Annotated in this window: 19 protein-coding genes; 10 read left to right on the plus strand and 9 right to left on the minus strand. The window is 63.3% G+C overall.

Features of this window, described 5'->3' with window-relative positions; translation table 11 throughout:
- Positions 1-23 precede the first annotated feature (23 nt).
- From KK488_RS18595 to KK488_RS18605, 3 genes are read right to left on the minus strand one after another with little or no spacing between them, the layout of a single operon-like run.
- Entirely contained in the window at positions 24-1,538 is a 1,515-nt protein-coding gene (locus KK488_RS18595; protein ID WP_214625200.1) for a GumC family protein, read from the minus strand.
- The gene (locus KK488_RS18600; RefSeq protein WP_214625201.1) at positions 1,538-2,725 is read right to left on the minus strand and encodes a hypothetical protein; all 1,188 of its coding nucleotides are present in this window, start codon (positions 2,723-2,725) and stop codon (positions 1,538-1,540) included. Before KK488_RS18600 ends, KK488_RS18595 begins: the two co-directional genes overlap by 1 nt.
- On the minus strand, positions 2,722-3,303 hold the full coding sequence (locus tag KK488_RS18605) for a polysaccharide biosynthesis/export family protein (protein WP_214625202.1): 582 nt from the start codon (positions 3,301-3,303) through the stop codon (positions 2,722-2,724). Before KK488_RS18605 ends, KK488_RS18600 begins: the two co-directional genes overlap by 4 nt.
- Before the next feature lie 199 nt (positions 3,304-3,502).
- Here KK488_RS18605 and KK488_RS18610 point away from each other — a divergent pair, with 199 nt between their 5' ends.
- From KK488_RS18610 to KK488_RS18620, 3 genes are all read left to right on the plus strand, one after another.
- Positions 3,503-5,143: a tetratricopeptide repeat protein gene (locus KK488_RS18610; protein WP_214625203.1), complete on the plus strand. Its 1,641-nt coding sequence runs from the start codon at positions 3,503-3,505 to the stop codon at positions 5,141-5,143.
- Positions 5,144-5,205: 62 nt separating this feature from the next.
- Positions 5,206-6,618: an undecaprenyl-phosphate glucose phosphotransferase gene (locus KK488_RS18615; protein WP_349356933.1), complete on the plus strand. Its 1,413-nt coding sequence runs from the start codon at positions 5,206-5,208 to the stop codon at positions 6,616-6,618.
- Positions 6,619-6,753: 135 nt separating this feature from the next.
- Positions 6,754-8,157 (plus strand): hypothetical protein, encoded by a 1,404-nt coding sequence (locus tag KK488_RS18620; protein WP_214625205.1) that lies wholly within the window; start codon positions 6,754-6,756, stop codon positions 8,155-8,157.
- Between the two features lie 189 nt (positions 8,158-8,346).
- Here the strand turns inward: KK488_RS18620 and KK488_RS18625 are convergent, their stop codons facing one another.
- Positions 8,347-8,550 (minus strand): hypothetical protein, encoded by a 204-nt coding sequence (locus KK488_RS18625; protein ID WP_214625206.1) that lies wholly within the window; start codon positions 8,548-8,550, stop codon positions 8,347-8,349.
- 4 nt (positions 8,551-8,554) lie between these two features.
- Between KK488_RS18625 and KK488_RS18630 the strand changes: the two genes are divergently transcribed.
- The gene (locus tag KK488_RS18630; RefSeq protein ID WP_214625207.1) at positions 8,555-10,285 is read left to right on the plus strand and encodes a hypothetical protein; all 1,731 of its coding nucleotides are present in this window, start codon (positions 8,555-8,557) and stop codon (positions 10,283-10,285) included.
- A 62-nt stretch (positions 10,286-10,347) separates the two neighbouring features.
- On the opposite strand, the gene KK488_RS18635 is transcribed toward KK488_RS18630, so the two are convergent.
- Together KK488_RS18635 and KK488_RS18640 are read right to left on the minus strand one after the other, a co-directional pair.
- Complete coding sequence (locus tag KK488_RS18635) at positions 10,348-12,495, minus strand: TonB-dependent receptor (RefSeq protein WP_214625208.1); 2,148 nt, start codon at positions 12,493-12,495, stop codon at positions 10,348-10,350.
- A 306-nt stretch (positions 12,496-12,801) separates the two neighbouring features.
- Positions 12,802-14,280, minus strand: coding sequence for a peptidoglycan DD-metalloendopeptidase family protein (locus tag KK488_RS18640; protein ID WP_490166841.1), 1,479 nt, complete (start codon positions 14,278-14,280; stop codon positions 12,802-12,804).
- A 331-nt stretch (positions 14,281-14,611) separates the two neighbouring features.
- On the opposite strand from KK488_RS18640, the gene KK488_RS18645 reads away from it, so the two are divergent.
- From KK488_RS18645 to KK488_RS18670, 6 genes are all read left to right on the plus strand, one after another.
- Positions 14,612-17,419, plus strand: a complete 2,808-nt coding sequence (locus KK488_RS18645; protein WP_214625210.1) for a helicase-related protein — start codon at positions 14,612-14,614, stop codon at positions 17,417-17,419.
- A 26-nt stretch (positions 17,420-17,445) separates the two neighbouring features.
- Positions 17,446-17,745 carry an RNA-binding S4 domain-containing protein gene (locus tag KK488_RS18650; protein WP_214625211.1) on the plus strand — a complete coding sequence of 100 codons (300 nt, stop codon included), beginning with the start codon at positions 17,446-17,448 and terminating at the stop codon, positions 17,743-17,745.
- 129 nt (positions 17,746-17,874) lie between these two features.
- A complete protein-coding gene (fdxA, locus tag KK488_RS18655; RefSeq protein WP_214625212.1) occupies positions 17,875-18,213 on the plus strand; it encodes a ferredoxin FdxA in 339 nt (112 codons plus the stop codon).
- 378 nt (positions 18,214-18,591) lie between these two features.
- Positions 18,592-19,122, plus strand: coding sequence for a CarD family transcriptional regulator (locus tag KK488_RS18660; protein ID WP_214625213.1), 531 nt, complete (start codon positions 18,592-18,594; stop codon positions 19,120-19,122).
- Positions 19,123-19,252: 130 nt separating this feature from the next.
- A complete protein-coding gene (locus tag KK488_RS18665; protein ID WP_214625214.1) occupies positions 19,253-20,005 on the plus strand; it encodes a head GIN domain-containing protein in 753 nt (250 codons plus the stop codon).
- A complete protein-coding gene (locus tag KK488_RS18670) occupies positions 19,987-20,712 on the plus strand; it encodes a head GIN domain-containing protein (RefSeq protein WP_214625215.1) in 726 nt (241 codons plus the stop codon). Before KK488_RS18665 ends, KK488_RS18670 begins: the two co-directional genes overlap by 19 nt.
- Before the next feature lie 70 nt (positions 20,713-20,782).
- Here KK488_RS18670 and KK488_RS18675 read toward each other — a convergent pair whose 3' ends face one another.
- The 3 genes from KK488_RS18675 to KK488_RS18685 form a co-directional block, all read right to left on the minus strand.
- The gene (locus tag KK488_RS18675) at positions 20,783-21,460 is read right to left on the minus strand and encodes a PEPxxWA-CTERM sorting domain-containing protein (protein ID WP_214625216.1); all 678 of its coding nucleotides are present in this window, start codon (positions 21,458-21,460) and stop codon (positions 20,783-20,785) included.
- Positions 21,461-21,788: 328 nt separating this feature from the next.
- Positions 21,789-22,592 (minus strand): transporter, encoded by an 804-nt coding sequence (locus KK488_RS18680; RefSeq protein ID WP_214625217.1) that lies wholly within the window; start codon positions 22,590-22,592, stop codon positions 21,789-21,791.
- Entirely contained in the window at positions 22,589-24,682 is a 2,094-nt protein-coding gene (locus KK488_RS18685; protein WP_214625218.1) for a RelA/SpoT family protein, read from the minus strand. The genes KK488_RS18680 and KK488_RS18685 overlap by 4 nt, the downstream gene beginning before the upstream one ends.
- Positions 24,683-24,692: the final 10 nt, after the last annotated feature.

The following is a 24,692-nucleotide window of genomic DNA, read 5'->3' on the forward strand; positions in this document are numbered from 1 at the left end:
GGTCAAACTCCTTCGGCGCACTGCTATTTCTTCACCCTCGCCCTGACAGGCTCGTCGTCATCCTCGTCATCATCATCGTCACCGCCGCCGAACGGCCATAGGCTCTTGAGGCCCTTCTTCTGGCGCTCACCCTTGGTCAGGATCGTCGGGATGACGACCAGCGGCGCCTCACCCGTCGCGGCGACGATTGCGCCGGCGTCGCGGATCGGCTTCATGAGCAGCTCGATGAACAGGATGACGGCGAGACCGAGGCCGATGCCCGCGCCGGTGATCATCGTGATGATCATCGGTCGGTTCGGAGATACCGGCTCGTCGGGAATGACGGGGGGATCGATGACGGAAAGACGCTCGCCCTGCTGCTCGTCCTCGGCTTTCTTGCCTGCCTTGGCGGACAGAAGCTGGTTCTGCACGCGCTGATATTGCGCGTTCAGACCATCGAGGCGTTCCTGCAGCTGGCTGACCTGCTGCTGGACCAGCGGGGCGCGCATCTGCGCGTTCATGATCGTCTGGCTGCGGCTCGTTTCGCTTCCCTTGGCGGCTTGCAGGATAGCGATCTGCTTGTTGTTGGAGGCAAGCTGTGCGTCGAGCGCATTCATCGGCACCCTGGTCACGTTCGACTTGGCGAGTTCCTTCGCTTCGGCGAGCCGTTGTTTGGCCAGGATCACATCGGGATGCTTGTCGGAATAGGCGGCCTGGGCGGCTGCCAGGGCTTGTTCCGCCTGCGCGACGACCGGGTCGCGGTCGGCCCCGTTCTTCGTCATGTCGCGCTGGGCGATGAGCTGGGCATTCGCGGCCTGCAGCGCGGCGATCTGGCCATCGATGCCGCCGCTACTGCCGCCGGCATACATGCCGAGGCTTGGCGAGAGCGCAAGGCCGTTCTGAGCCTTGACCTGGGCGAGCGCCGATTCGAGCTGGCTGATCTGCGTTTGAAGATCGGTCGCCTGATCGGTCAGGAACTCGACGGTGTTGACGGCCTGCGCTGCGCTCTTTGATGCGTCGATCTGCAACACCTGCTCGGTCAGCGCCTGGGCGACGGCCTGGGCCTTGATCGGATCGGAATAGAAGAAGCTCATGCCGAAGGCGATCGTGCTGCGGCGGCCGCTGCTGGTTGACTGGATGTCGGCGGTGACCGGCTCGATCGCGATGGAACCGCGCATCTTCTCGATCACTTCGGAGAGGGAGCTGGAGCGCAACTCGGTTTGGTAGAGGCTGTTGCGCTGGATGAGCTCGATCAGTTGCGGCCGGCTCAGCACCTGCTGGCGAATGCGCGCCATGCGCGAATCGACCACCTCGGCCCCGCTCGGGTCGCCTCCCGCAACGTCACCCGGCAGCAACGGAGCCTCGACGAGAAGCACCGCACGCGACTGATATTTGGTCGGCAAAAGGAACGCCGTCGCGAGCGCCGCGATCAGCGCCAGCAGCGACGGGATGATCAGCAGCCATTTCCGTTGCCAGATGATCGATGGCAGATACGGGAGGAAGGAGGCGCCACTGCCCCGTTCCTCGGCGACGTCATAATGGACCTGGACGTTGTTCATCAGAGTTCACCCAGCCTGTATCTCAGTCCCACCGTGCCGGAGAAATTCCCGCGGGGATCGATGAATTGGTTTTTACTATCACTATAGGAGACTGTCACGACGGCCGAGAGCCGCTCGAGAATGGTCCGGTTGTAGCTCAGGCTGCCATAACCATAATCACTGTTCTCGCCCGTAAACCCGGCCAAGGCGCGCGATCGCGCGTAGGAAAGGTTGGCCGCGATGTTGCTGCGCGGATCGAGCTGAAGACTGTAGGTGGCGCCGAACGATGTCACAGTGGACGTGCCGGAGATCGAGCTTGCCCCGACCCGCCGGGATCCGTTCAGGCAGAAGCGGGACAGGTCCCCGCTATAACAAAGGCCGACCGAGCCGGAGAAGGAGGTTTTGCTGTTGCTGCCGGTCAGCTGGTTGAAGTGACTGATCGTGACGCCCGCACTGAGGTTCAGCGAGACGCGATCGGCGAGGCGGGTAGCGAACGTCGCGGCGGGCGAATATTGCGTACTGTCATTCGCGCCCGTCGTATAATCGATCTTGCCGAGATCGAACGACAGGCCGATCGACGTCGCAGGCCCGATGGTGCGGCTGTAGGACGCAGATCCGCCATAAGTTTTGTAGGTCAGCGACGAGCCGGCACCGTCCGGATAGCGAAGGCTCGCCCCGCGCGCGGAAAGACTCAGCGTATCATAGGCCGAAAGGCTTGTGTTCAGTCCAAGGCTGCCATTGAAGGTCTCGGTGCGCTGGGCATAACCCCTTCCGGCCGAGGGGTCGACAACGACCGGCTCGTTCGGATTGGTCGGGAACGAGGGGTCGACCACGGGATAGAGGCCGTTGCGAACGCTGCTGTTGAAGCCGACCGCGCCATTGATCGTGGTGAGCTCACTCAGCCGCTGCTCCGTCCGGGCTCCAAGTGTATAGTCCGTCGTGCCGCCGTAACGCTTGAAATATTCGGTATGCGCCACACGGCCGGACAGCGAGAGATCGCCCCGCGGCGTACCGATGACCACCGTCGGCGCGAAATCGCCGATCAGCGTGCCCGACGCCGCGTCGCCGCTGGTGACGCCATAAGGATTGCTTGCAATGCCTGCATTGACGGACGCAACTGCGCTGACTTTGGCGTCCGCGAACGCGGCGCCGCTCGACAGCAGCACCGCTACTGCCAGGGCACGTCCAGCGTGCCGCACCATCGTCATGGGACGATCACCGTGTCGCCGGTCTGGATCTGCGGGATGCCCTGGGCATTCCCCTCCGGGAGATTCCCCTTCATCGCGCCGCCGAGCCGGACCTTGAACGAGGTGAGCTCATTGCCCCGCTTGCGAATGACGGTGATGTTGTCGAGATTGGCGAATTCGGCGGGGCCGCCCGCCATGGAGATCGCCTCGACCAGATTGACGTAGCGCCCCGGCGTGAAGGTGCTCGGCTGGCGGACGCGGCCGATCACCGAGAAGATGAATCCGCTGGGATTCTGGACCGAAACCGTGACTTGCGGTGGCTCGCCCTTGTACTGGCTGGAGAGGCCATTGGAGATAGCCGTCTCAACCTGTTCGGGAAGCAGCCCTTCGGCGACAACCCGCCCGACCAGCGGGAAGGAGAAGGTCCCATCGGGCAGGACGCGGATGCTGCGCTGCAACCGCTCCTCGCCCCAGACATAGACCTCGATCTGGTCACCGGGGTTGATCGTGTATTGCCGCTGGGGGCGACTGGCCGTGCTCGGCGCAGATGCATTCTGTGCAATGACGGGAGCGGCAAATGTCACGAGAGAAGCGGCCATGAGCCAGGTTTTCACGGTAGAACGCACGCGTGCAGATCCTCTTTGTTGGCCGTGGACGACGCCGTCATATACCAAAATATTATGTCGTCACTACGTAAAAGCAGGGTTAATGATCGTCCCGGTTTGGTTACTTTGATTGCTCCGCCTCCTGAAGCCTTGTAAGCGCGTCCCCTGTTTAGCGATTTCGAGATGACGCCAGATGAACGACTTCAACAGGCCGATTTTTCCTCGTGACGGGCAGGTAAGCACCTGTCGCTTCGGGTATTTTACATATCGGTTACGGTCGCGCTTGCGTTCTATCGCGCTATTCATCGCACTCCTGCCTGCGGTCGTCGCGCTGCAGGCTTGCAAGAGCCCTCAGGAGCGAGCTGCAGTGCTCGCCCAACAGGCGGATGTCTATGCAGCGGCCGGCAATCTTGTTGCGGCGCGGCAGGCGATCAGCCAGGCGATCGCCCTGCGCGAGGATCAGCCCGCTTATCATCAGTTGCTCGGCGCTATCGCGTTGAAATCGAATGATACGATGGGTGCATATCGTGCTTTCAGTCGCGCCCTCGAGTTCGATGCGACAAACCGCATGGCGCTGGCTTACGTCGCGAACATCGGCGTGCAGATAGGTCAGCTCAGCGATGCGGAGGAGGCCGCCGACAAGCTGCTCACGCTGGAACCCAACGCGGTGCCCGCGATGCAGGTGAAGGGCATGATCGCCCTGTCGAAAGAAAAATACGACGATGCGATGGCGATGGCGGACAAGATCATCGCGATCGCGCCGAGCGATGAAGCGGCCGCCATCATCAAGGCTCGCTCTTTGGCCAAGACCGGCAAGGCGGAGGATGCGCTCAAGCTGATCGATGCAGCCATGCTCGTGTCGCAGAAGTCGCCAGCGCTCATCACCAACAAGCTCAATATCTATCGCTATCTCAAGCAGCCTGAAGGCATGGCGCCCCTGCTCGGAGACGTGGTCCGCCTCAGCAAGGGCAATCCGGTCTACCGGCTCGACCAGGTCAATCTACTCTACAAGATCGGCCAGACCGAGCAGGCGCGCGCTGCCGCGATGGAGCTGTTGAAGGCCGGCTCGCGTGATCCGAGCGACTATCGCACGCTCCAGCGCATCTGGTGGCAATATGACAAGACGCCGATCTCCGAGGCGTCCGCGCGTGGCGTTTCGGCCTGGTCAGAGCCGCTCGCGGTGGTGCAAACCGTGCGCTACCTGTTCCAGATCGGCGATTTGAAGATGGCCGATGCGGTGCTGCGTAACGCACCAGCCAATGCCCAGCCGCTGATCGCCTCACTCAAGGCCCGGCTGTTCGCCGCCTCGGGACGGCAGGCCGAAGCGCGTCAGCAAATCGATGCCTTGCTCGAAAAAGACGATCACGACGTCGATGCGCTGCTCCTGCGTACGCAGATCCTGATGAAGGCCAACCAGATCGATGCGGCGATCGAAGCGGCCCAACTGGCCCAGGTCAACGATCCGCTGGATCCGGAGACCTATGTCGTGTTGGCGGACATCTATCGATCGTCGAAGGCCGATTGGCGCGCCCGGCAGGTCTTCGAAGACGGCCTCAAGAACCTGCCGCAGAATTTCTACCTGCTCGAAAAATATACGCAGTATCTTCATCAGTTGGGCGATAAGGGCAGAGCTGTGTCGGTAACCAGAGCCTTTGCCCGTGCGGTTCCGTCCGCGACCAAGGCCTGGGAGGTGATGGGTGCGCAGTGTCAATGGGCGGGAGACCAGGCCTGCTTGCAAAATGCTTATCAGGGCTTTGCCGCGGCGAAGACCAGTTACATGGTCGACGACACGCCGGGGACGCCGCCAAATCGTGGCCTGTTCGGGCGGATTTGAGTTGTCGTTGAACCATTCGGGATGACATGAACAGCGCCCAGCGACCCAAGCGGAATCGATATGTGCGATTCACCTCGAACGTTCTGCGTTCGGGTGGCATCGTCAACGACGCGCTGTGCTATCTGATCGCCTACGTCGTCACAGTGCTGATCTACCAGGGCTGGTTCGGCTATTATTTCGACAGCCGCCTGCACACGACCGCCGTAATCATCATGGCGATCAACTTCTTCCTGATCCGCATCTCTCGCGATGCATATTCGGCGTTTCGGGGCCAGGGCGATGATCTGGGCAGCGGCACGTTCCTGGATTTTCTCGTCGCCGTCACCCTCACCGGCTTCACGATCATCCAGTTCGGTGAGCTGTCGGATTTGTCGCCGCGCTTCGCCCTTATCTTCCTCGGCCTGTGCATTGCCTTGCTGATCGCCTCGCGCCTGCTCTTCCGGCGGTTTGTCTGGCTCGGCATGCGGCATGGCGTTATTGGCCAGCGCGTCGGCATCTACGGCGCCGATCGCGAGGTTACGAGCCGGCTGCTCGAACTGCTTGATATCGAGCGGCTGCCGCACATCAACATCATCGGCTTTGCCGATGATCGCAGGACACGCGTCGAGACCGGCATGATCGGCCGCTTTCCGTATCTTGGTGGGTTCGAGGAGTTGCTCGAGCTGGCGCGGCGCGGCATGCTTGATCAGCTCATCGTCGCGCTGCCGCTCGTCCAGCAGGAGCGGTTGAACAAGATCATCGAGGAGCTGTCAGCCGGCGCGATCGACATCTGTATCATGCCACGCGAATTTCTCGTGCTGCGCGACCGATATCGCGTCAATTATATCGGGTCGCTGCCGGTGCTGAGCGTCTGGCAGCAGCCGGTCCGCGATTTCGACGGCATCCTGAAGGAGATCCAGGATCGCCTTCTCGCTCTCATCGGTATCCTGGTCCTCTCGCCGATTCTGCTGATCACAGCGATCGCGATCAAGCTGGAAAGTAAGGGCCCGATCCTATTCAAGCAGAAGCGCTTCGGCTTCAACAATCTCGAGATCGAGGTGTTGAAGTTCCGCTCCATGTACACCGACCGGCAGGACGAGAGCGGCGGCGAGCGCACCCGCAAGGGGGATCCGCGCGTCACCCGCGTCGGTCGCATCATCCGCCGCACCAGCATCGACGAACTGCCGCAGCTCTTCAATGTGCTGCGCGGCGAGATGTCGATCGTCGGCCCGCGCCCGCATGCGCTCGCGATGCGGGTGGGCGACGCTTATTATCACGACGCGGTGCGTGGCTATGCGGCGCGCCATCGCGTCAAGCCGGGCATCACCGGTCTGGCGCAGGTGCGCGGCCTGCGCGGCGAGATCGACACGATCGAGCGTGGCAAGCAGCGCGTCGAATATGACATCTATTATATCGAGAACTGGTCGCCGTTGCTCGATTTGCGGATCATCCTCGAGACCGTGTTCAAGCTCGTCTGGGACCGTCATGCCTATTGAGCTGCGCTGCGCGGCGCGGCGGAACCGGGCCATTGGCCTTGACCGGCGGGACTGCACCTTGGCAAGGATGCGAACCTGTCGGCCGGCTGTCCGATCGGGACCGGCGATCGAGAGGAGGATCATCTCTTGGGGAACATGATCGCTTACGGCGCGCTCCTCCTATGGCCGGTCGTTGCGCTCGCGCTCTACATGACGATGCCGGCAGGGCGAGCCACGATCTGGACCATCCTTGGCGGCTATCTTGTGCTGCCGATCGTCGTCTCGTTCGACTTTGCGGGCATCCCTTCGATGGACAAGTCGACGATCCCCAATGTTTGCGCGCTACTGCTGGCACCGATCATGGCCCGAGCCGGCGAATTTCGGTGGCCGCGCAGCGTAACTGTGAACCTCCTTCTGCTGGTCTTCGTGTTCTCGCAATTCGGGACAGCCTTTGCCAATGGCGACCCGATCCGGATCGGGTCGTTCGATCTGCCGGGGCTGGGATTTCGAGAGGGGCTTTCCGCCGCTATCGGCGCGGTTCTGCAGGTCGTGCCATTCGTGCTCGGCGCCGCTCTGCTTGCTGGTGATCGGGCCCATCGCCAGATCCTTGTCATTCTGGTCTTCGCCGCGTTCATCTACTCGATACCCATCCTGGCGGAAGTCCGGCTCAGCCCATTCTTGCAGGCGCGCATTTATGAGGTGAGCCAGGCGGGTTATTTTATCCAGCAGATTCGCGGCGGTGGATTCCGCGCGATGGTGTTCCTTGGTCACGGACTGCTCGTCTCGACCTTCATTGCCATGGCGTTGCTTTCAGCCATCGGTCTCACGCGGATGCGCGCGCGCATGTTCGGTCTCCCGATGGCAGCGATTGCGGGCTATCTTGCGCTGGTGCTGCTGTTGAACAAGTCGCTGGGCGCAGCTGTATTTGCCATCGCATTCGGACTCCCGTTGATTTTCCTGCCCCAACGCCGCTTTCTTTCCCTAATGTTCGGCATCGCGCTGCTGATCCTCGTCTATCCCGCGGTGCGCGCCGCCGATGTCCTGCCACTCACCTCCGTAACCGAGACGGTCGCGATGGTCAGTCAGGACCGCGCGGAATCGCTCGATTTCCGATTCAGGAACGAGGACATGCTGCTTGCGCACGCAAGGGAGCGACCCTTGTTCGGATGGGGCAGCTATGGTCGCAATCGCGTGATCGCTGTCACTTCTTATGGCGCGACGAAGGACGTCTCCGTGACGGACGGCACCTGGGTTATCACGCTGGGCATGTCCGGCTGGGTTGGGTATCTCGCGCTGTTCGGCTTGTTGACCTATCCATTCTGGCGCGCTTTCCGGCTGCGCCGCGCTGGCTTGTCAATGGCGACGGTCACGCTTCTGGCAGCGCACCTGCTCAATCTGTTTGATCTCATTCCTAATGCATCCCTGCGCCCCATCACCTGGCTCGTCGCGGGAGCGCTGGCTGGCATGACGGCTGCGAGGCGGGCGTCCGCACCGCCCGCTTCCCCAACGAGGGCGGGGCGTCAGCCTGCTGTCGTCCCTGTGCCCGCCCTGCAAGAGTGAGCGCAGCCTGACATAAGCAGCCTGATCGTGTGCGCCGCAATGTCGTTGAAATCCGCATGCGACTTGTCGACGGCCAGTCGCAGCGTTCGCTCGGTCCAAAGCATTGACCTTGGGCGACGTGGCGGGGAAGGCCAGAACAATTCTCGATAATTAAGAATGAACGGGCCGGAGCCTGCGGCATCCGGGCGCTTAGGCGCAGCGGGTAGAGTCATGAACATAAAACAGGAAATCGACCGGGAGCGGAAAAGCGCTGCCAGGATCGAACCAGTCGGAGCGGCCCGACTGGTTAAAATCGTCGTTACCAAGCTCTGCAATCGTTACTTTGGCGGTCACCTCTATTCCCGCTTCCAGATCAACACAGGCTCTTCCCATTGGGCCGAAAGCGGGAGTCATGATAATGAAAATCCGGGTGCAGGGCGGCAAACGCACTTTCAAGCGACGTGTAACGGGTGCATTGGTGGTGGGATCGACGGGGCTGGTCAGCACCGTCGCGATTGCAGGTGGCATCGTGCTGTCGCTGTCATCGGGTTTCGATACAGGAGGTTCTGTCTTGAAATGGCTTGAACCGGCATTGTCCGTCCTGACGATCAGCACGCTCACCGCCGCCGGCCCGGCCACGTCGGGGGGCACTGCGCCGAGCGATACCACGGTCGTCAAGACGGCCGGCGGAACCACGGGTTCGGGGTCCAAGTCCATGGAACTGGGCATCAACCTTAATCTCCCAGCCTATTATGCTCAAGAACGCATGTTCGTAAATTTGGCGTCTGGCGGCGGCCGCAAGTTGATTAATACGTCCGGCCAATATGTCTCGGTGCCGGCGGACCGCATGGACGCCAATTATGACGTGATCCGGCTCGACCCGGGCGAGCGTATTGTGACCGGCCTTAGCATTCCGACCAAGGCCTATCGCGGTGTCACAGTCGATATCGTTTGCCGCTGGAAGGGCACGATCACCAAGGCTGAGGTTTGGGGCCCGACCGTCCGGAATGCCAAATATGCAAAAAATTCGGCGACGTTCACTTGGGTTCCGGGCGCAACCCCGGTCAACGCCAGCTTCTATTATTCAGGTATGTCCTCCAGCGATCCGCTGCGGGGCCTGGACTGCCGCGAAACCGACGCGAGCCCAACGGCGACGTTCGATCCAACGTTCCTCGATAATGTCAAGCGCTACAGCACGGTGCGCTTCCTGAACTGGACCACGGCAGTCAACGATAACCGCGCCGTGACCTGGGCCACGCGCAACAAGCCCGGATCAGGCGCCTATAATGCGGCCGATGGCGTTGCGCTCGAATATATGATCCAGCTTGCCAACGAGACGCAGACCAATCCCTGGTTCAACATCCCGTGGAATGCCGATGCCGAATATGTCCGCAAGATGGCTGAGCTGGTGCGCGACACGCTCGATCCCAGGCTTAAAGCTCATGTCGAGGTGTCGAACGAAGTCTGGAACTGGCTCTTCCTCGTGACATCGCAAGCGCGGGACGAGGGCGTGGCAGCCAACATGTCGACCAACCCCGGCATCGGCGTGCTCTATCGCTATGCTCAAAAGACGGGCGAGGTGATGGACGTTTGGTCGTCGGTCTTTGCCGGCCAGATGCAGCGGATCGTGCGCATTGCAGCCACGCAGAACAACCCCGAGAATGTTCGGTTGATCATGCTTTGGAAGGATACATCGAAGAAAGTCGACGCCGTCGCGACGGCGCCTTACTTCGGCGGCACCCTCCCGGCTGGGCAGTTCACTACTGTTACGGCGCGCGACAACTTCTTTAACACTACTGCTCCCGCGAAGATTGATGAGACGATCGGAATCGCGAAGCAGGTGAAAGCGATGGCCGCTAATTATAACCTTCGCTACATCGCTTACGAGGGGGGGCAACATTTTGTGAGCAGCGACGTGGATCAGCTCAAGTTGATCCAGCGGGATCCGCGGATGGGCAAGATGTACACCCGCTATCTCACGGCCTGGCAGTCCCAGATTGGCGATCTGCTGACGCTCTTCCAGGATGTCGGTCCGGTCAGTAGCTATGGCGCGTGGGGCGCGCAGGAATATGCCGGCCAGCCGCTGAGCGAGGCGCCCAAGGCGAATGCGATCGACCTCTTCCGCAAATCCTACCTCGCTCGCAAATAAGCGATCACCAAACGATAGAAAAAGCGGGCTCATCCTTGCGGATGGGCCCGCTTTGTCGTTCTCTACAGATCGATCGCGACCGTGACGCGAATATCCCGCCCTGGAAGTGGCGCATAATCCTTGAGCAGGCTCGCAGCGCGCCGCGCCGTGACGTCGAAGATATTGTTGGCCGACAAGGTGAGCGACAGGCGATTGGACAGCATCGCAGGCTTCCATCCAAGCGACGCATTGACCAGCGTGAAGGCCGGGGTCGCTGTTTCGAGACCGCTCACCCGGTTCTGCGCGAAATCATGCTCGGCTTCGAGGCGGGCGTTCCAGTGCGGATTCTCCAATGCTGCCCCGCCCAGCAGGCGCAGCGGTGGGATGCGCGGCACCGGTGCGCCGCCCTTCAGCGTGGCGCGGGTGACATCGGCCAGTCCATCAAAGTTGAGCTTGGTGTCGCCGAATTTCGCAGCCGTCCATTCACCTTCCACTTCCGCGCCATAATATTCCGCGCCGGTCTGCTGATAGGCGAAGCAGGGAAAGTCGAGCGGGTTGCCGTGATTGGCGGCGAGACAGGCGGCATCGGGGACGATGCTGTCATAGATGAAGCGATCGAACTTGTTGTAGTAGAGCGAGACGGTCAGGTGATAATCCCGGCCGCGCCCATGCAGATTGCCCTCGACGCCCCAGCCGCGCTCGCTCTTGAAATTGGGATCGCCAAGCTCGAAGGCCTGCGTACCGGCATGATTGCCGCGCGCAAACAGTTCGTCCGCGGTCGGCGCCCGCTCGGTGCGCGAGACGCTGAGGCCAGCGCGCCAGTCCGGTGTGATCGCGTAGCTGAGGCCAAGCGAGCCGGAGAGCGTATCGAACTTGCGGTCCGTGTCGGGGATCCCGAGAAGCGAATCGGCGGTCGCGAAGAGATGATTATGCTCGAAACGTCCGCCCGCCTCGAAGCGCACGTCGCCGAGATCCAGAGATTGGAGCGTGAAGAGGCCATAGGTTTCCGAATCGACGTCCGGCAGGAATTTCTCGTCGCCCACGATGCTGGTCTTGCGCAGCACCATCTGGCCGCCGAAGGCGCCGTCCCATCCGCCGCGGCGCGCCTGCACCAGTTCGAGCCGCGCTTCCATACCCTGCGCGAAGAAGCTGGTGCCAACGCTGCCATCCTGCTCGATCTCGTCATGATGATAATCGGCCCAGCCGGCGCGCAGCTTGATCTCGTCCAGGAACTTGCCATCGACAGGGACAGAGGCGCGCAGGTCGGCGCGGGTCTGGTCCATGCGGATGCGGGTATGCTCGGAGGTGCCACCCGGGTCCGTGGAGTAGCGGACCGGCACGCCGTAGAAATTGTGGAGCTGCGAGACCGAGGCACCGATCGAGCCGCCGCTGCCGACATAGGCGAAGCCGCCGCCATAGGACCAGCCCTCGCTCGCCGTATTCGGCACGCGGTCCTTGAGATCGGCCAGCGCCGCAATCTTGGGATCGCCGCTCGCCCGTGCCGCGTCGCGCACGGCTGGCGCCAGGACGAAGTCGCCGACCCGCATGTCGCTGGTCCTGGTATAGGTGCCGTCCGCGTGAAGCACGAAGCCGCCGCCGACAGACACGTCGGTCTTGCCGGCGAGTGAACGCTCCTCGGCCGCACTGCCATAAGTGCCGGTTGCCTGAACGTCATAGCCGTTGGGCGGTATCCGCGTCGGGATGCGGCTGTCGATCACATTGACCACGCCGCCGACCGCCGACGAGCCGTAAAGCAAGGCGGCCGGTCCATGCAGCACCTCGATGCGGTCGGCGAGCAGCGGATTGATTGCGACGGCATGATCGGCCGAGGTCGCCGAGACGTCGAAGCTGCCGATGCCATCGGTGAGCAGCCGGATGCGATCGCCTGAGAAGCCGCGCAGGATCGGCCGCGAGGCATTGGGACCGAAGGAGGTGGCCGAAACGCCGGGCTGGCGGGCCAGTGTCTCACCCAGGTTGGGCCGCATGTCGCGCACGAGTGCTTCTGCGGTCAGGACAGACGTACCACCCAATATATCGATATGGCTGCGCGGGATGATCGCCGTAACGACGATGTCTTCGGGATGATCCTGGTCATGACCATGCTGCGTGCCGGTGTCCGGAGGCGGATTTTCCTCGGTCTGGGCATGCGCGGGCAGCGCCGGGATGCCAAAAAGGATAGCGGGCAGGGCGGCGGAGCGCAGGAACTGCGCGAGGCGGGATGCGTTGTTCATAATGATATAACGTAACCAGATAGTTCTGCTGCGCAAGCGAAATGTTCACGTTTCGCCTGTCGCGGCGAACGGTTGACCGTCCGATGAATCGCGGACCAACACGGAAGCAGGGAAACGCGCACCGCGCGGCTCTTGCATGCTCTGTCTGAACGCCCCCTGACCGGCACGGCCGTATTCCGCTTGTTCGCGGTCGCCAGATCGTTCTTTATCGTGAAGTGGGCGAACACATGGCCGCTGGCCGGATCCATCGCCTACAACATCGGGGCAGCACAATCAGGTTCCGTCACGCGACCGCGGTTGCTCCGTTCAGCGCGCGTGTGCCGCTCCGCCGCCTCCAGCATGCGCCGGATCTGCGCTCGCCGTCGCAACGGTCGGCGCTTTCACCAGCCCGACCGGGAGGCGCTTCAGATCGGCGAGCCGCGCCTTGAACGCGTTCAGCGCCACGCCCGAGAGCTGGGCGGTCTGGGTGAACTTGATCGAGTTGGGATTGACCGTCGCGCCGTTGCGATAGAGCTCATAGTGAAGATGCGGGCCGGTCGACAGGCCGGTCGAGCCGACATAGCCGATCACCTGGCCCCGCCGCACCGTCTGGCCGGCAGCGACCGCGATGCGGCTCATATGGCCATAACCAGATCCGATGCCGCCGGCATGCTCGAGGCGGACATATTTGCCATGGCCGCCATGCCAGCCGGCATAGCTTACACGCCCGTCCGTCACCGCATAGATCGGCGTGCCATAAGCGACGGCGAGATCGAGCCCCGCATGCATGCGGGCATAGCCGAGCACGGGATGGAAGCGCATGCCGTAGCTGGAGCTGAGCCGCGCGCCGGAAACGGGGGCGGCAAGCACGCCTTTGCGCTCGCCGACGCCGGATGCCTCGAACCATTGCGGCCGGCCGCCCTGCTGCCATTTGAGCATGTTGATCGCTTTGCCTGACGCGCGGTCCAGCCCGGCGAACAAAAGCTCGCCCGTTTCGCTCTCGCCCGTTGCGGCGCGGCGATGGGCGACGACGATGTCGAAACTGTCGTCCGATCCGATCGAGCCGACATTGGTTTGGCCGGCCAGCACCTTGAGATAGGCCTGGATGGTCGAAGGCTCGGCGCCCGCCGCGCGGGCGGCGCGATACAGGCTCTCGCCGACACGACCGCGGATGCGCAGCGGCGTATTGTCGACGGCGATGGGGATGCGCTTCAGGCCCAAGGCGCCATTTTCGCGCGTGATTTCCAGCGCCAGCTCCAGCTTGGCGCGTACGGCGAGGCGCTCCAGCGGGCGCGCGACATTGCGATTTGGACGGCGGCCCAGGATCATGCGCACGCGCGTGCCCGCCGCGATCGAATCCGGATCGACCGCGCCGGCGATCAGACTGAGAACTGTGGCCGCATCCCGTGCGCTCACGCCAGAGCGCGAGAGACTGTGCGAGAAACTGTCCCCGGTGCCGAGGGCTGTATCAAGCTCGATCTGCGGGCGCTCGGGCGTCTCTGCGAGGGGGGCGACCGCGTCGGTCGGCCCCATGCGCAGGCCGCTGTCGCCGCCCAGCGCCGAGGCGCTGATCATCTGCGAGCGATATTGATCGAGGTGGCTGGTTTCGAGCGCCGGAGGGATGGCGCCGGGAATGGTCGTCGCGCCGGGCGCCAGCATGATCGCGGTGCCGCATAAGCCGAGGCAGGTGAAGAGGCCCCGCCACCAGGTGCGGCTGCCGATATGATGGCCAAGATCGGGCGCGAGATCGACATGCCGCGCCCATTCGCCGACGCGCTCGCGCCAGGTGGCGGGAGGCGCTGCCACGGTCGGACGTGAACCGAACGTCGGCACTGGGCTATTCAGCCACAATGTGCCTGCACCTGCTCCCTGGTTCGGGCTCAACTCGATCTTCTGAAACACTTGGGTTTTGCCCCCGAAGGCCATTGCTTCGCACGGCCGATCGTCGCGTCGTGCCGGCCTTGGCGTGATTGTTTGTGAAATGAATTGGTTAAAGTCAAACTAACAGGGGTCAAGCGGAGTCAGTGCTGCGGTGAGACGTGTGCCATGATCGATCGAATGCGGCACCGGTGGGAAAATAACGTCGCCCTGTGCATTGCGGCTTGTCCCGTGCGCCGCGTCACTCCATGTCTGGCGCATGCCGAGCCACGCTTCCGCCGCTCAGAAGGCCGTGCTCGGGCCCACCAATACCGGCAAGACGCATCTCGCGATTGAGCGGATGTGCGGGCATTCAAGCGGGCTGATGGGTTTCCCGCTGCGCCTCCTGGCGCGTGAGGTCTATGATCGGGTGGCGCGGATCAAGGGTGCCGATCAAGTCGCGCTGCTGACCGGAGAGGAGCGCATCGCGCCGCCCAATGCGCGCTATGTGATGGCAACGGCCGAGGCTATGCCGGTGCGCGGCGGCTTTGGCTCGTTCAAGGATTTCGCGTTCGTCGGGGTAGACGAAATTCAGCTCGCTGCCGATCCCGAGCGCGGCCATATCTTTACCGATCGCATGCTGCATGCGCGCGGGCGCGAGGAGACGATGCTGCTCGGTTCGGCCAGCATGGCGCCGCTCGTCCGCGCTCTGCTGCCGGACGCGGAGATCGTCACGCGGCCGCGCTTCTCCACCCTGCGCTATGCGGGATCGGCCAAGCTCTCGCGCCTGCCCAAGCGCTCGGCGATCGTCGCCTTCTCGGTCGAGGAGGTTTATCGCGTCGCCGAGCAGCTGCGCCGGCATCGCGGCGGCGCGGCGGTCGTCATGGGCGCGCTCAGCCCGGCGACACGCAATGCCCAGGTCGCGATGTTCGAGGCGGGCGAGGTTGATTATCTGGTCGCGACGGATGCGATCGGCATGGGTCTCAACCTCAATGTCGATCATGTCGCCTTCGCGTCGCTGCGCAAGTTTGATGGACAGCGCACGCGCCGGCTGACGGTGGCCGAGATGGCCCAGATCGCCGGCCGCGCCGGACGCCATCAGCGCGACGGCACCTTTGGCGACATCGGCGCTTCGGACGGTCCGCCCGCCTTCACCGCCGAGGAAGTCGAGCGGATCGAGGAGCATCGCTTCGACAAAATCGACCAGATCTTCTGGCGCGAGGCCGATCTGCCGATGGAGGATGTGGACACGCTCATCGAGGCGCTGGAGGAGCGGCCTGATCGGCCCGGCCTGCGTGCCGCGCCAGAGGCGATCGATCTGGCCGTGCTCAAATATCTCGCCGACCTGCCCGACGTGCGCGCGCGAGCGCGAGGCAAGATCCAGGTCGCGCGGCTTTGGGCGGCCTGCTCCGTGCCGGATTTCCAGAAGCTCGGCCTTGAGCACCACGCCCGCACGATTCATCGCCTCTGGACCTGGCTCAGCCAGGGCAATGGCCATATCCCGCAGGACTGGTTCGCGGGCCAGCTCGCCCGGCTCGACAATGTCCAGGGCGATGTCGACGCGCTGGCGGGGCGAATCGCGGCGGTGCGAATCTGGGCCTATGTCGCGCAGCGCGACGACTGGCTTGCCCAGCCGGTCGAGATGGCGGCGCGCGCCCGCGCGCTGGAGGATCGCCTGTCCGATGCGCTGCACGGCGCCTTGCGCCAGCGTTTCGTCGATCGGCGAGCATCGGCTCTGCTGCGCCGAAATGGGGACAATGATGCATTTTTGTCAGTGGACGTGGACAGCGCGGGCAATGTAACAGTGGACGGACACAAGATCGGGACGATGCGAGGCTTTCGCTTCGCCGTCGATCCTGCAGCAAGGGCGAGTGAGAGGCGGTTGTTGCTGGCCGCTGCGCAACGGAGACTGGGTGCACATTTGAACGAGATGGCACAGGCATTGCTGGCGGTGGACGACAAGGCGTTCACCCTCGCCAGCCAGCCCGGCGGTGATGCGCAAATCATCTGGAACGGGCACCCGGTTGCAACGCTCAAGGCGGGGCAGCGTCTGCTCGGGCCCGAGATGCAGCTCGATTCCGGCCTGTCTGCCCTCGCGCCGGAGGTGCAGCAAGGGGTTCGTGACCGGCTCAGCCTCTGGATCAGGGGACAGCTGGATCGACATATTCCTGCCCTGCTCAAGATGGAAGCCGGGGCGACCGACCCTGAGGTGCCGCCGCCGGTGCGCGCGGTTTTGGCGCAACTCGCCGACGCCGGCGGGATCATGCCGCGCATCGCGCTGGATGAGGCGCTTGGTCAGGTTGCCAAGGATGACCGTGCGCATCTGCGCAAGGCCGGCGTCGTCATCGGCGTCATGGATCTCTATCATCCCGGCCTGATGAAACCTGCTGCCGCGCAGTGGCGCATGGCGCTGCTTGCGCTCAAGCAGAGTACGCCGCTTGTCGCGTTGCCGGCGGCCGGCGCGGTGCTGCTCCCGGCGGGCGAGGAACTGGACGAGACCGGCGCGGGGATCGCGGGCTTCCGCAAGCTTGGCGACGCCTGGCTGCGCATCGACATGGTCGAACGGCTCGCGCGCGGTGCGCATGAGGCGATCGCGGCGGGCAAGCCCTATGGCGCTGACGATCCGACCATCGTCTCGATCGGCCTTAATGAGGCGAGCTTCCTCGATCTCATGCGCCAGGCCGGGTTCCGCCCCGTGCCGGACGCTGCTGAAGGCGCGCCCAACTGGAGTTTCCGGGGTCGTCCCAAGGTGCGGCCGCCGCGCCCGGCGGGCGATCAGCGCCGGCGTAGGCCAAACGACCAGCCACGTGGCGAGCAGCCTCGGGAAAGGCAGGCGCGCGATCGTCCGCAGCGCACCGATCGGCCGGATCGCAACCAGGTCCAGCGGCCCGATGGGGAGCGTCCACGCGACGACCGCAAGGGTAAGGGGCCGCGCCAGAATGATGGTCAGGGCCCGCGTGGCCGGCCGCAGGACCGCGGCAAGGATCGGGACCGAGGCAATGATCGCGGGCCGCGCGAGCCGCGCCAGATCGTCGCGACCGGCAAGGCGCTCGCCGGGCTCGGCGCCCTGTTCGGCCGGGAGGAATAACGCTGTCGGCGCAGGGCGGGGCGGCGGTGTCCGGCCACGGACCGAGCTTGCGGCTCGATAAATATCTCTGGTTCGTGCGGCTCGCGCCCAACCGGTCGAGCGCGCAAGCGCTTGCCGAGCGCGGCATCGTCCGGCTGAACGGCCGCCGCATCGAGCGTGCGCATGCTCCGGTGCGGATCGGCGATCTCATCACCTTCCCGCACGCAAACGTCATCCGTGTGATCCGCGTCGAGAAGCTGCCTGACCGGCGCGGGCCGGCCGCCGAGGCACAGCTTTGCTACAGCGCGATCACGCCGGGGCAGATCGTGGACGACGCTGGGGGCTGACCGCTTCGCCCCCTGCGAGAGCGCAAGCAGCGCAAAGCTGATCTAAGGTCCGCCCAAGCCCTTGCCTGTTGACGCTCGCTTTGCTCGGGCATATCGCGATCGCAATTACGGGAAACAGGGAAGCCTAACATGACCTATGTCGTGACCGACGCATGCATTCGTTGCAAATATATGGACTGCGTCGAGGTCTGCCCCGTCGATTGCTTCTATGAGGGCGAGAATATGCTCGTCATCAATCCCAACGAGTGCATCGACTGCGGCGTGTGCGAGCCGGAATGCCCGGCCGAGGCGATCCTGCCCGACACCGAGGGCGGCCTCGAGAAGTGGATGGAGCTCAACGCGCAATATAGCGCGGAGTGGCCCAATATCACCACGAAGGGCGAGCAGCCCGCCGATGCCGACGAGCATAAGGGCGAGAGCGGCAAGTTCGAGAAATATTTCTCCGCCGAACCGGGCCAGGGTAGCTGACCCGCCACCGTTAACCTCTTGTGTTCATAAGAGGTTCAGCCGACTTGCGATAAAGATCATGGTATCGGCCTACTGTCTCTGACGGCGGCTGCTATCGTCGTTTCGGGCATTCAGCACTGATGTCCGGAAAGGGATGGGGAGCGGCGAGACGCCACCAATGGTGTGCCGACCCGACGTAAAAACGCAAAATATTGGCGATTGCATGTTTAGCAGGCTGGTAATTTTGTTACGAATCTGTTAAGAAGGCCCGGAAGCGGCCTCTTTTTTGCCGCCCAGGAGTGTTTGCGCATGGCCTATGGCTGGCACTGGAACGATCTCACGGTAACAGTGTTCCGCACTATCACTCGTCTAACAAAATAAAAAGAAAGGTTCGCAAGCATGGCTGCTAAAGCGCTGTCCTTCGATGTCGGCGACTACGTTGTTTACCCCAAGCACGGGGTGGGCCGGGTTATCGAACTGCAAAGCCAGAAGATCGCCGGGATCGACCTCGAACTCTATGTGCTGCGTTTCGAGAAGGAGCGCATGACCCTGCGCGTTCCGACCAACAAGGCCGAAAGCGTCGGGATGCGCAAGCTCTCGTCGGACAAGACGCTGGGCGAAGCGCTCGAGACGCTCAAGGGCAAGCCCAAGGTCAAGCGCACCATGTGGTCGCGCCGCGCCCAGGAATATGAAGCGAAGATCAATTCGGGCGACCTTGTGTCGATCGCCGAAGTGACGCGCGACCTGTTCCGCGCCGACGATCAGCCCGAGCAGAGCTATTCCGAGCGCCAGATTTTCGAGGCGGCCTCCAGCCGCCTTGCCCGTGAGCTCGCGGCGATGGAAGAAGTGGACGAGGCGACCGCCCTCAAGAAGATCCTGCGCATCCTCAATGAGGCAGCGCCGAAATATGCCAAGCTGGCTGTCGACTGACCGATCCGGCTTCGTGATGCATGTGGGGGGCGGTTCCGGTCACGGTGCCGCCCTTTTTCTTTTATAAGGATGGCCTTGGCGTGCGTCGGTGGCTGCTGTATTAGCGTGTCAATACAGTCTGGAGGATGAGATGAAGGACAAAACCCGTCTGGTGATCACCGGTGCCGTCGCGATCGCCGCGGTAGCCGCGACGGTGGGCGGGCATGGCTTTCACATCAATCTCGGCGATGACGAGGCCCGGGCCGAGACGACCCGCGTTCTGCCCAATCTCCGGAATTTCGATGGCGTGACGCTGGTTGGTCCGGACGATGTCATCGTCACGCAGGGGCGCGACTTCTCGGTCAAGGCGGAGGGTGATCCTGACGCGCTTGATCAGCTCAACATCTATGTCAGGGACGGCGCACTCTATGTGGGCCGCAAGGACGGGGGCTGGACGGGTCACCGTGACGGCCACGCGACGATCCACGTCACGCTGCCGGCACTGTCCCATGCCTCGCTGACCGGCTCGGGCGACCTGGATATCGACAAGCTCGCCGGCAAGCAGGCCAAGGCGGAAATTACCGGGCCGGGCAATCTCTCCATCGCCGCGCTGACGGCCGAGACGGCCGAGCTGGCATTGACCGGCTCGGGCAATCTCACCGTTGGCGGCAAGGCCGCAACCGCCCTGCTCACCACGACGGGCTCGGGCGACATCGATGCCGACAAGCTCGTCGCGGACACCGCCGCGCTCAAGCTGATCGGCTCGGGCGATGTCCAGGCCCGTGCCACCAGGAGCGCCGCCATCTCCATCATGGGAACGGGCGACGCGCAGGTGCGCGGAACCGCCTCGTGCACCGTCACCAAAATGGGCACGGGAGAAGCCGAATGCAGCACGACAGGCTGAACGTTCCGGCGCTGACGGGTGTCCTGGCCGGCCTCCTGCTCGCGGCGGCACCAGCCCAGGCCGCGACACGCGGTTTCATCGTCACCGATTTCGACAGCCTTCGCCTGGAAGCGCCGATCGACATCAGCATCGAGACCGGCCGGGGTATCTCGGCGCGGGGCGAAGGCGCGGCCGAGCTGCTGGAGCGGATTGATCTCACCGTCTCCGCCCGCGTGCTCACCATTCGCCTGCGGCCCTCGCCCTTCGACACGCGCGGCGCAAGCAACAGTGGCCCGGTGCGCCTGACGCTGAGCGCGCCGAACCTGCGCCGCATCCAGCTCTCCGGCGCCGGCTCGATCAGGGCCAGGGGCCTCGACAAGCTGCGCGCGGAGGTCATGTCGACGGGCAGCGGCAGCATTGCCATATCAGGGATCGAGAGCGATACGTTGACGGTCGGGCTGCTGGGATCCGGCGCCATGCAGCTCGCCGGCAATGCCAAAAGCCTCAACGTGCGGGTTTCGGGCAGCGGTGCGTTCGATGCCAAGGCGCTCAAAGCCGCCGATCTCGACCTGACACTGGACGGCTCGGCCAATGCCGATGTGACGGCGGACCGCACCGCCAAGATCGTTGCGATCGGCCCCGGAAGCATTGCCGTCGCCGGCAAGGCGGCCTGCACCGTGCGTCATGCCGGCAGCGGGACGGTACGGTGCGGCACGCAGACCTACTGATAAGCGCGCCCAAAAAAAGAGAGCGCCGGAAGATCCGACGCCCTCTCATTCCCACCCAGACAGGGAAAACTCAGGCGAATTGAACGTTCTTGGCGCGACGACGCATCGCGGCACCGGTGACCGCCATGCCGGCGATCATCAGCGCCCAGCTTGCGGGTTCCGGAACAGCCGGCGGCGGAGCGGCAGCGAGCGTGATATCGACCTGCTTCACCTGGTCGAGACGATCCGAGCCGCTCGACAGAATGATCGACTTGAAGACCTGGCCAGGCGATGCCGTCAGGTAAAATGAGCGATTGGCCGGATTCTTGAAATCGCTGACCAGGAACACTTCCGGCAGGCCACTCAGGAAATTCGCGGTCACGGTGAGCGTGCCCGGATTTTGGTTGCTGACGTCAGCATTGTTGAACTGCAGCGAGAACTCAATCGCGTTGAAGCCAAAGGCATAGTTGTCCAGCGCGATGGTCAGCGTGTTCCACGGGCTGGCATTCACCGTCGGATCGTTGATCTGCGCATAGCCGCTGCCGCTCGTCACATGCACCGTCGTGTTGCCGGTGAACTTGACCAGCGCACTCTCGGTGGTCGTGATGCCGAAGACGCTCGCGCCATTGTCGGGGTGCGAAGCGTCCGAGAATGCTTTCACCTTGTTGTCGATCGCGGGGCTGTTGCCTTCGAAGAAGGCGGCTGCCGATGCAGCCTGTGCCGTAACGGCAGCGCCCACCAGAAGCGCCGAAACGATAAACTTGTTCATTATCCCACCTTTCTAAATTCCCCTGTCGATCAGCGGCATGGCCGTTCCAGGGGCGGTTCCTCATCCCACGAATCGGAACCTTCGATGTCGGTGGTTTAGACCGATTCGAAGATTTTTTCCACTTTATTAACTATCCATATCATGTGATTAGCCAAACCGTCTCGAATGGGGACATTTTTATCTTGTACTCAATTTAGAAGTATACTTCACAAGTTATATTTTTACTTATTCATTACGATATATATCGTTAGTTAGATAAGTGACCGTAATGCGAGGAAAACGGCCGCACGAGATAAGGGGCTCTGCGGAGATACAGCCATGACCCGCTTCAGAACCGCGCGGCATAACCGATCGATAACGCCACGTCGGGACTGTCGCGGTTGAGCCCGAGCACGCCGCCCAGATCCCACTGGCTGTTCTTGCCAGCCTGCCAGGCGAGTGCCAGGCCGTCCAGCGCCTGCGTCGTGTGGCCATCGGGGTCTTCGTCGCGATAGAGCGAGACTTCCTCGGCAAGGGAAAGGTGATCGGCAAGATCGATCTGCAGCCCCGCGACCGAGCCATAGCCGAGATGGCGGCCCCGCCCGTCGCCATTGACGACCGCATCGATGCGTGGCGTGGCGGCCAGCGCCAGACCGTGACCAAGGTCGAAACTCAGCGGCACGATCAGCCCAGCGCCCCAGTCGCCCCTGCCGACCGGCGACCGCCCGACGGGGAGGCTCGCATAGGGCATGAGCGCGACGGACAAGCCCGATCCGTCGGGATTATGCAGATTGTGCCGCAGCGCGAGGGTGACGTCGCCGGCGGCGGTCGCGCGATCGATCGCGCCGGCGCTTGCATCGCGCACGCGGACATGGCCGAGCGCGGTCCAGCCGATCTGCACTTCCGTGTCGCCGGTCACGCCATAGCGCAGCAGCGTGTCGCCGGTGATCAGCGTGTCGGTGCGCACCGGCCCCCGGTCGTCGCGGGTCCAGTCCGCAAGGCCCAGTTCCAGCACGGCATGGCCCTTGTCCACCGTGCAGGCCGGCGTGCCAAGGCCGGGCCGGTCGGCGCACAGATCGCGCAGATCCTCGCTTCGGGCCAGCCCGCTTGCAGCCAACAGCGCAAGGCCGAGCAACCGAACCGATCCTCTCACACGCGCTCCGCCTGTACCACCGGGTCGATCGCCCGCAGCGCCGAGAGGATGCGCGCGACATGGCTCGCATCCTCTACCTCGATGTCGATCAGGTCGGTGTGGAATGGCCCCTCGCGATTGACCAACTGCAGGTTGAGGATGTTCGCCTTGCTGGCCCCGAAGATGTTCGCCACCGCCGCGAGCGCACCCGGCTGGTTCTTGACGATCACCGAAAGGCGCGCGGTGCCGCCCTTTGCCTCGCTGTCCCAGCTCAGATCCACCCAGTCGGCATCCTGCCCGGTCTCCAGCGCCAGGCAATCGATCGTGTGCACCTCGATCGGCTCGCCCGGCCGGCGCAGGCCGACGATGCGGTCGCCCGGCACCGGGTGGCAGCATTCCGAGAGCGTGAAAGCGATGCCCGGCGTCAGGCCGAGAATGGAGACGGCCTGCGCCTGCGGCTTCTTCTTGCGGCCGCTCGCCGCCTCCTCGACGCTGCCGGGCACCAGCGCGTTGAGCACTTCGTCGTCCGAGACGCTACGGGTTGCGATGGCGATCATCAGCGCCGCCTTGTCCTCCAGCTTCAGCCGCTTGATCGCGGCCTTCTCGGCCTTGTCCCCAATCTCGACCGGCAGTCGGGAGACGATCTCCTCGTAAAGCTTGGCGCCCAGCGTGATCATTTCGGCGCGCTGTTGCTGGCGGATGAAGCGGCGGATGGCGGCGCGCGCCTTGCCGGTGACGGCGAAGCTCAGCCATCCTGGCTGCGGTTCCTGCGCGTCGGATTTGAGGATTTCGACCTGATCGCCATTCTCGAGTTGCGTGCGCAGCGGCATCACGCGTCCGTTGATCTTCGCGCCAACCGTCTGGTTGCCGAGCTTCGTGTGCACCGCATAGGCGAAGTCGACCGGCGTCGATCCCTTGGGGAGCTGCTGAAGCTCACCCTTGGGCGTGAAGGCGAAGATGCGGTCCTGATACATCGCCATGCGGGTATGCTCGAGCAACTCGTCGGCGTCCTGGCTCTGCTCGAGGATCTCGACGAGATCGCGCAGCCAGCCCGCCTGGCCGTCCGGCTGGTTCTCGTGTTGCTTGTAGGCCCAGTGCGCGGCGAGGCCGAACTCGCTGTCGCGGTGCATGCGCTCGGAGCGAATCTGGATTTCGATCCTGGCATTTTCGTCGTGAATGACCGTGGTGTGCAGCGACTGATAGCCGTTGCGCTTGGGCGTCGAGATGTAATCCTTGAACCGGCCCGGCACCATCTTGTGCCGCTGATGAATCAGGCCGAGCGCGCGATAGCAATCGTCCGTGTTGTCGGTGATCACGCGAAACGCCATGATATCGCTGAGCTGCTCGAAGCTGATGTGGCGCTCCTGCGTCTTGCGCCAGATCGAATAAGGATGCTTCTCGCGGCCGAAGACGGAGACGCGCATGCCCGCCGAGGTCAGCATCGCCTGGAGCTGTCCGGCGATGCGCTTGACCTTGTCCTCGCCGCCTTCCTTGAGCTGGGCGAGGCGCCGCGTGACGCTCTCATAGGCTTCCGGCTCGAGCTGCTGGAAGGCGAGCAACTGCATCTCGCGCATGAACTCGTACATGCCGATACGCTCGGCGAGCGGCGCATAGATGTCCATCGTCTCGCGCGCGATGCGCCGGCGCTTCTCTTCCTTTGGAATGAAGTGGAGCGTGCGCATATTGTGGAGCCGGTCGGCCAGCTTGACGAGCAGCACGCGGATGTCGTCCGACATGGCGAGCAGGAACTTGCGCAGATTCTCCGCAGCACGCTGATTTTCGCTTTGCGCCTCGATCTTGCTCAGCTTGGTGACGCCATCGACCAGCCGCGCGACATCCTTGCCGAACAGTCGCTCGATTTCCTCGGTCGTGGTCAGCGTGTCCTCGATCGTGTCGTGCAGCAGCGCGGTTACGATCGTCTGATCGTCGAGAAACAGCTCGGTGAGGATGCCCGCCACTTCGATCGGATGGCTGAAATAGGGGTCGCCGCTCGCGCGCTTCTGGCTGCCATGCTTGGCGACCGAGAACACATAGGCGCGGTTGATCAGCGCCTCGTCGGCGTCCGGATCATAGGTCTTGACCCGCTCGACAAGTTCATACTGCCGCAACATCGCAACCCAA

Source organism: Sphingobium nicotianae (assembly GCF_018603885.1).
In the GTDB taxonomy this organism is placed as follows: domain Bacteria; phylum Pseudomonadota; class Alphaproteobacteria; order Sphingomonadales; family Sphingomonadaceae; genus Sphingobium; species Sphingobium nicotianae.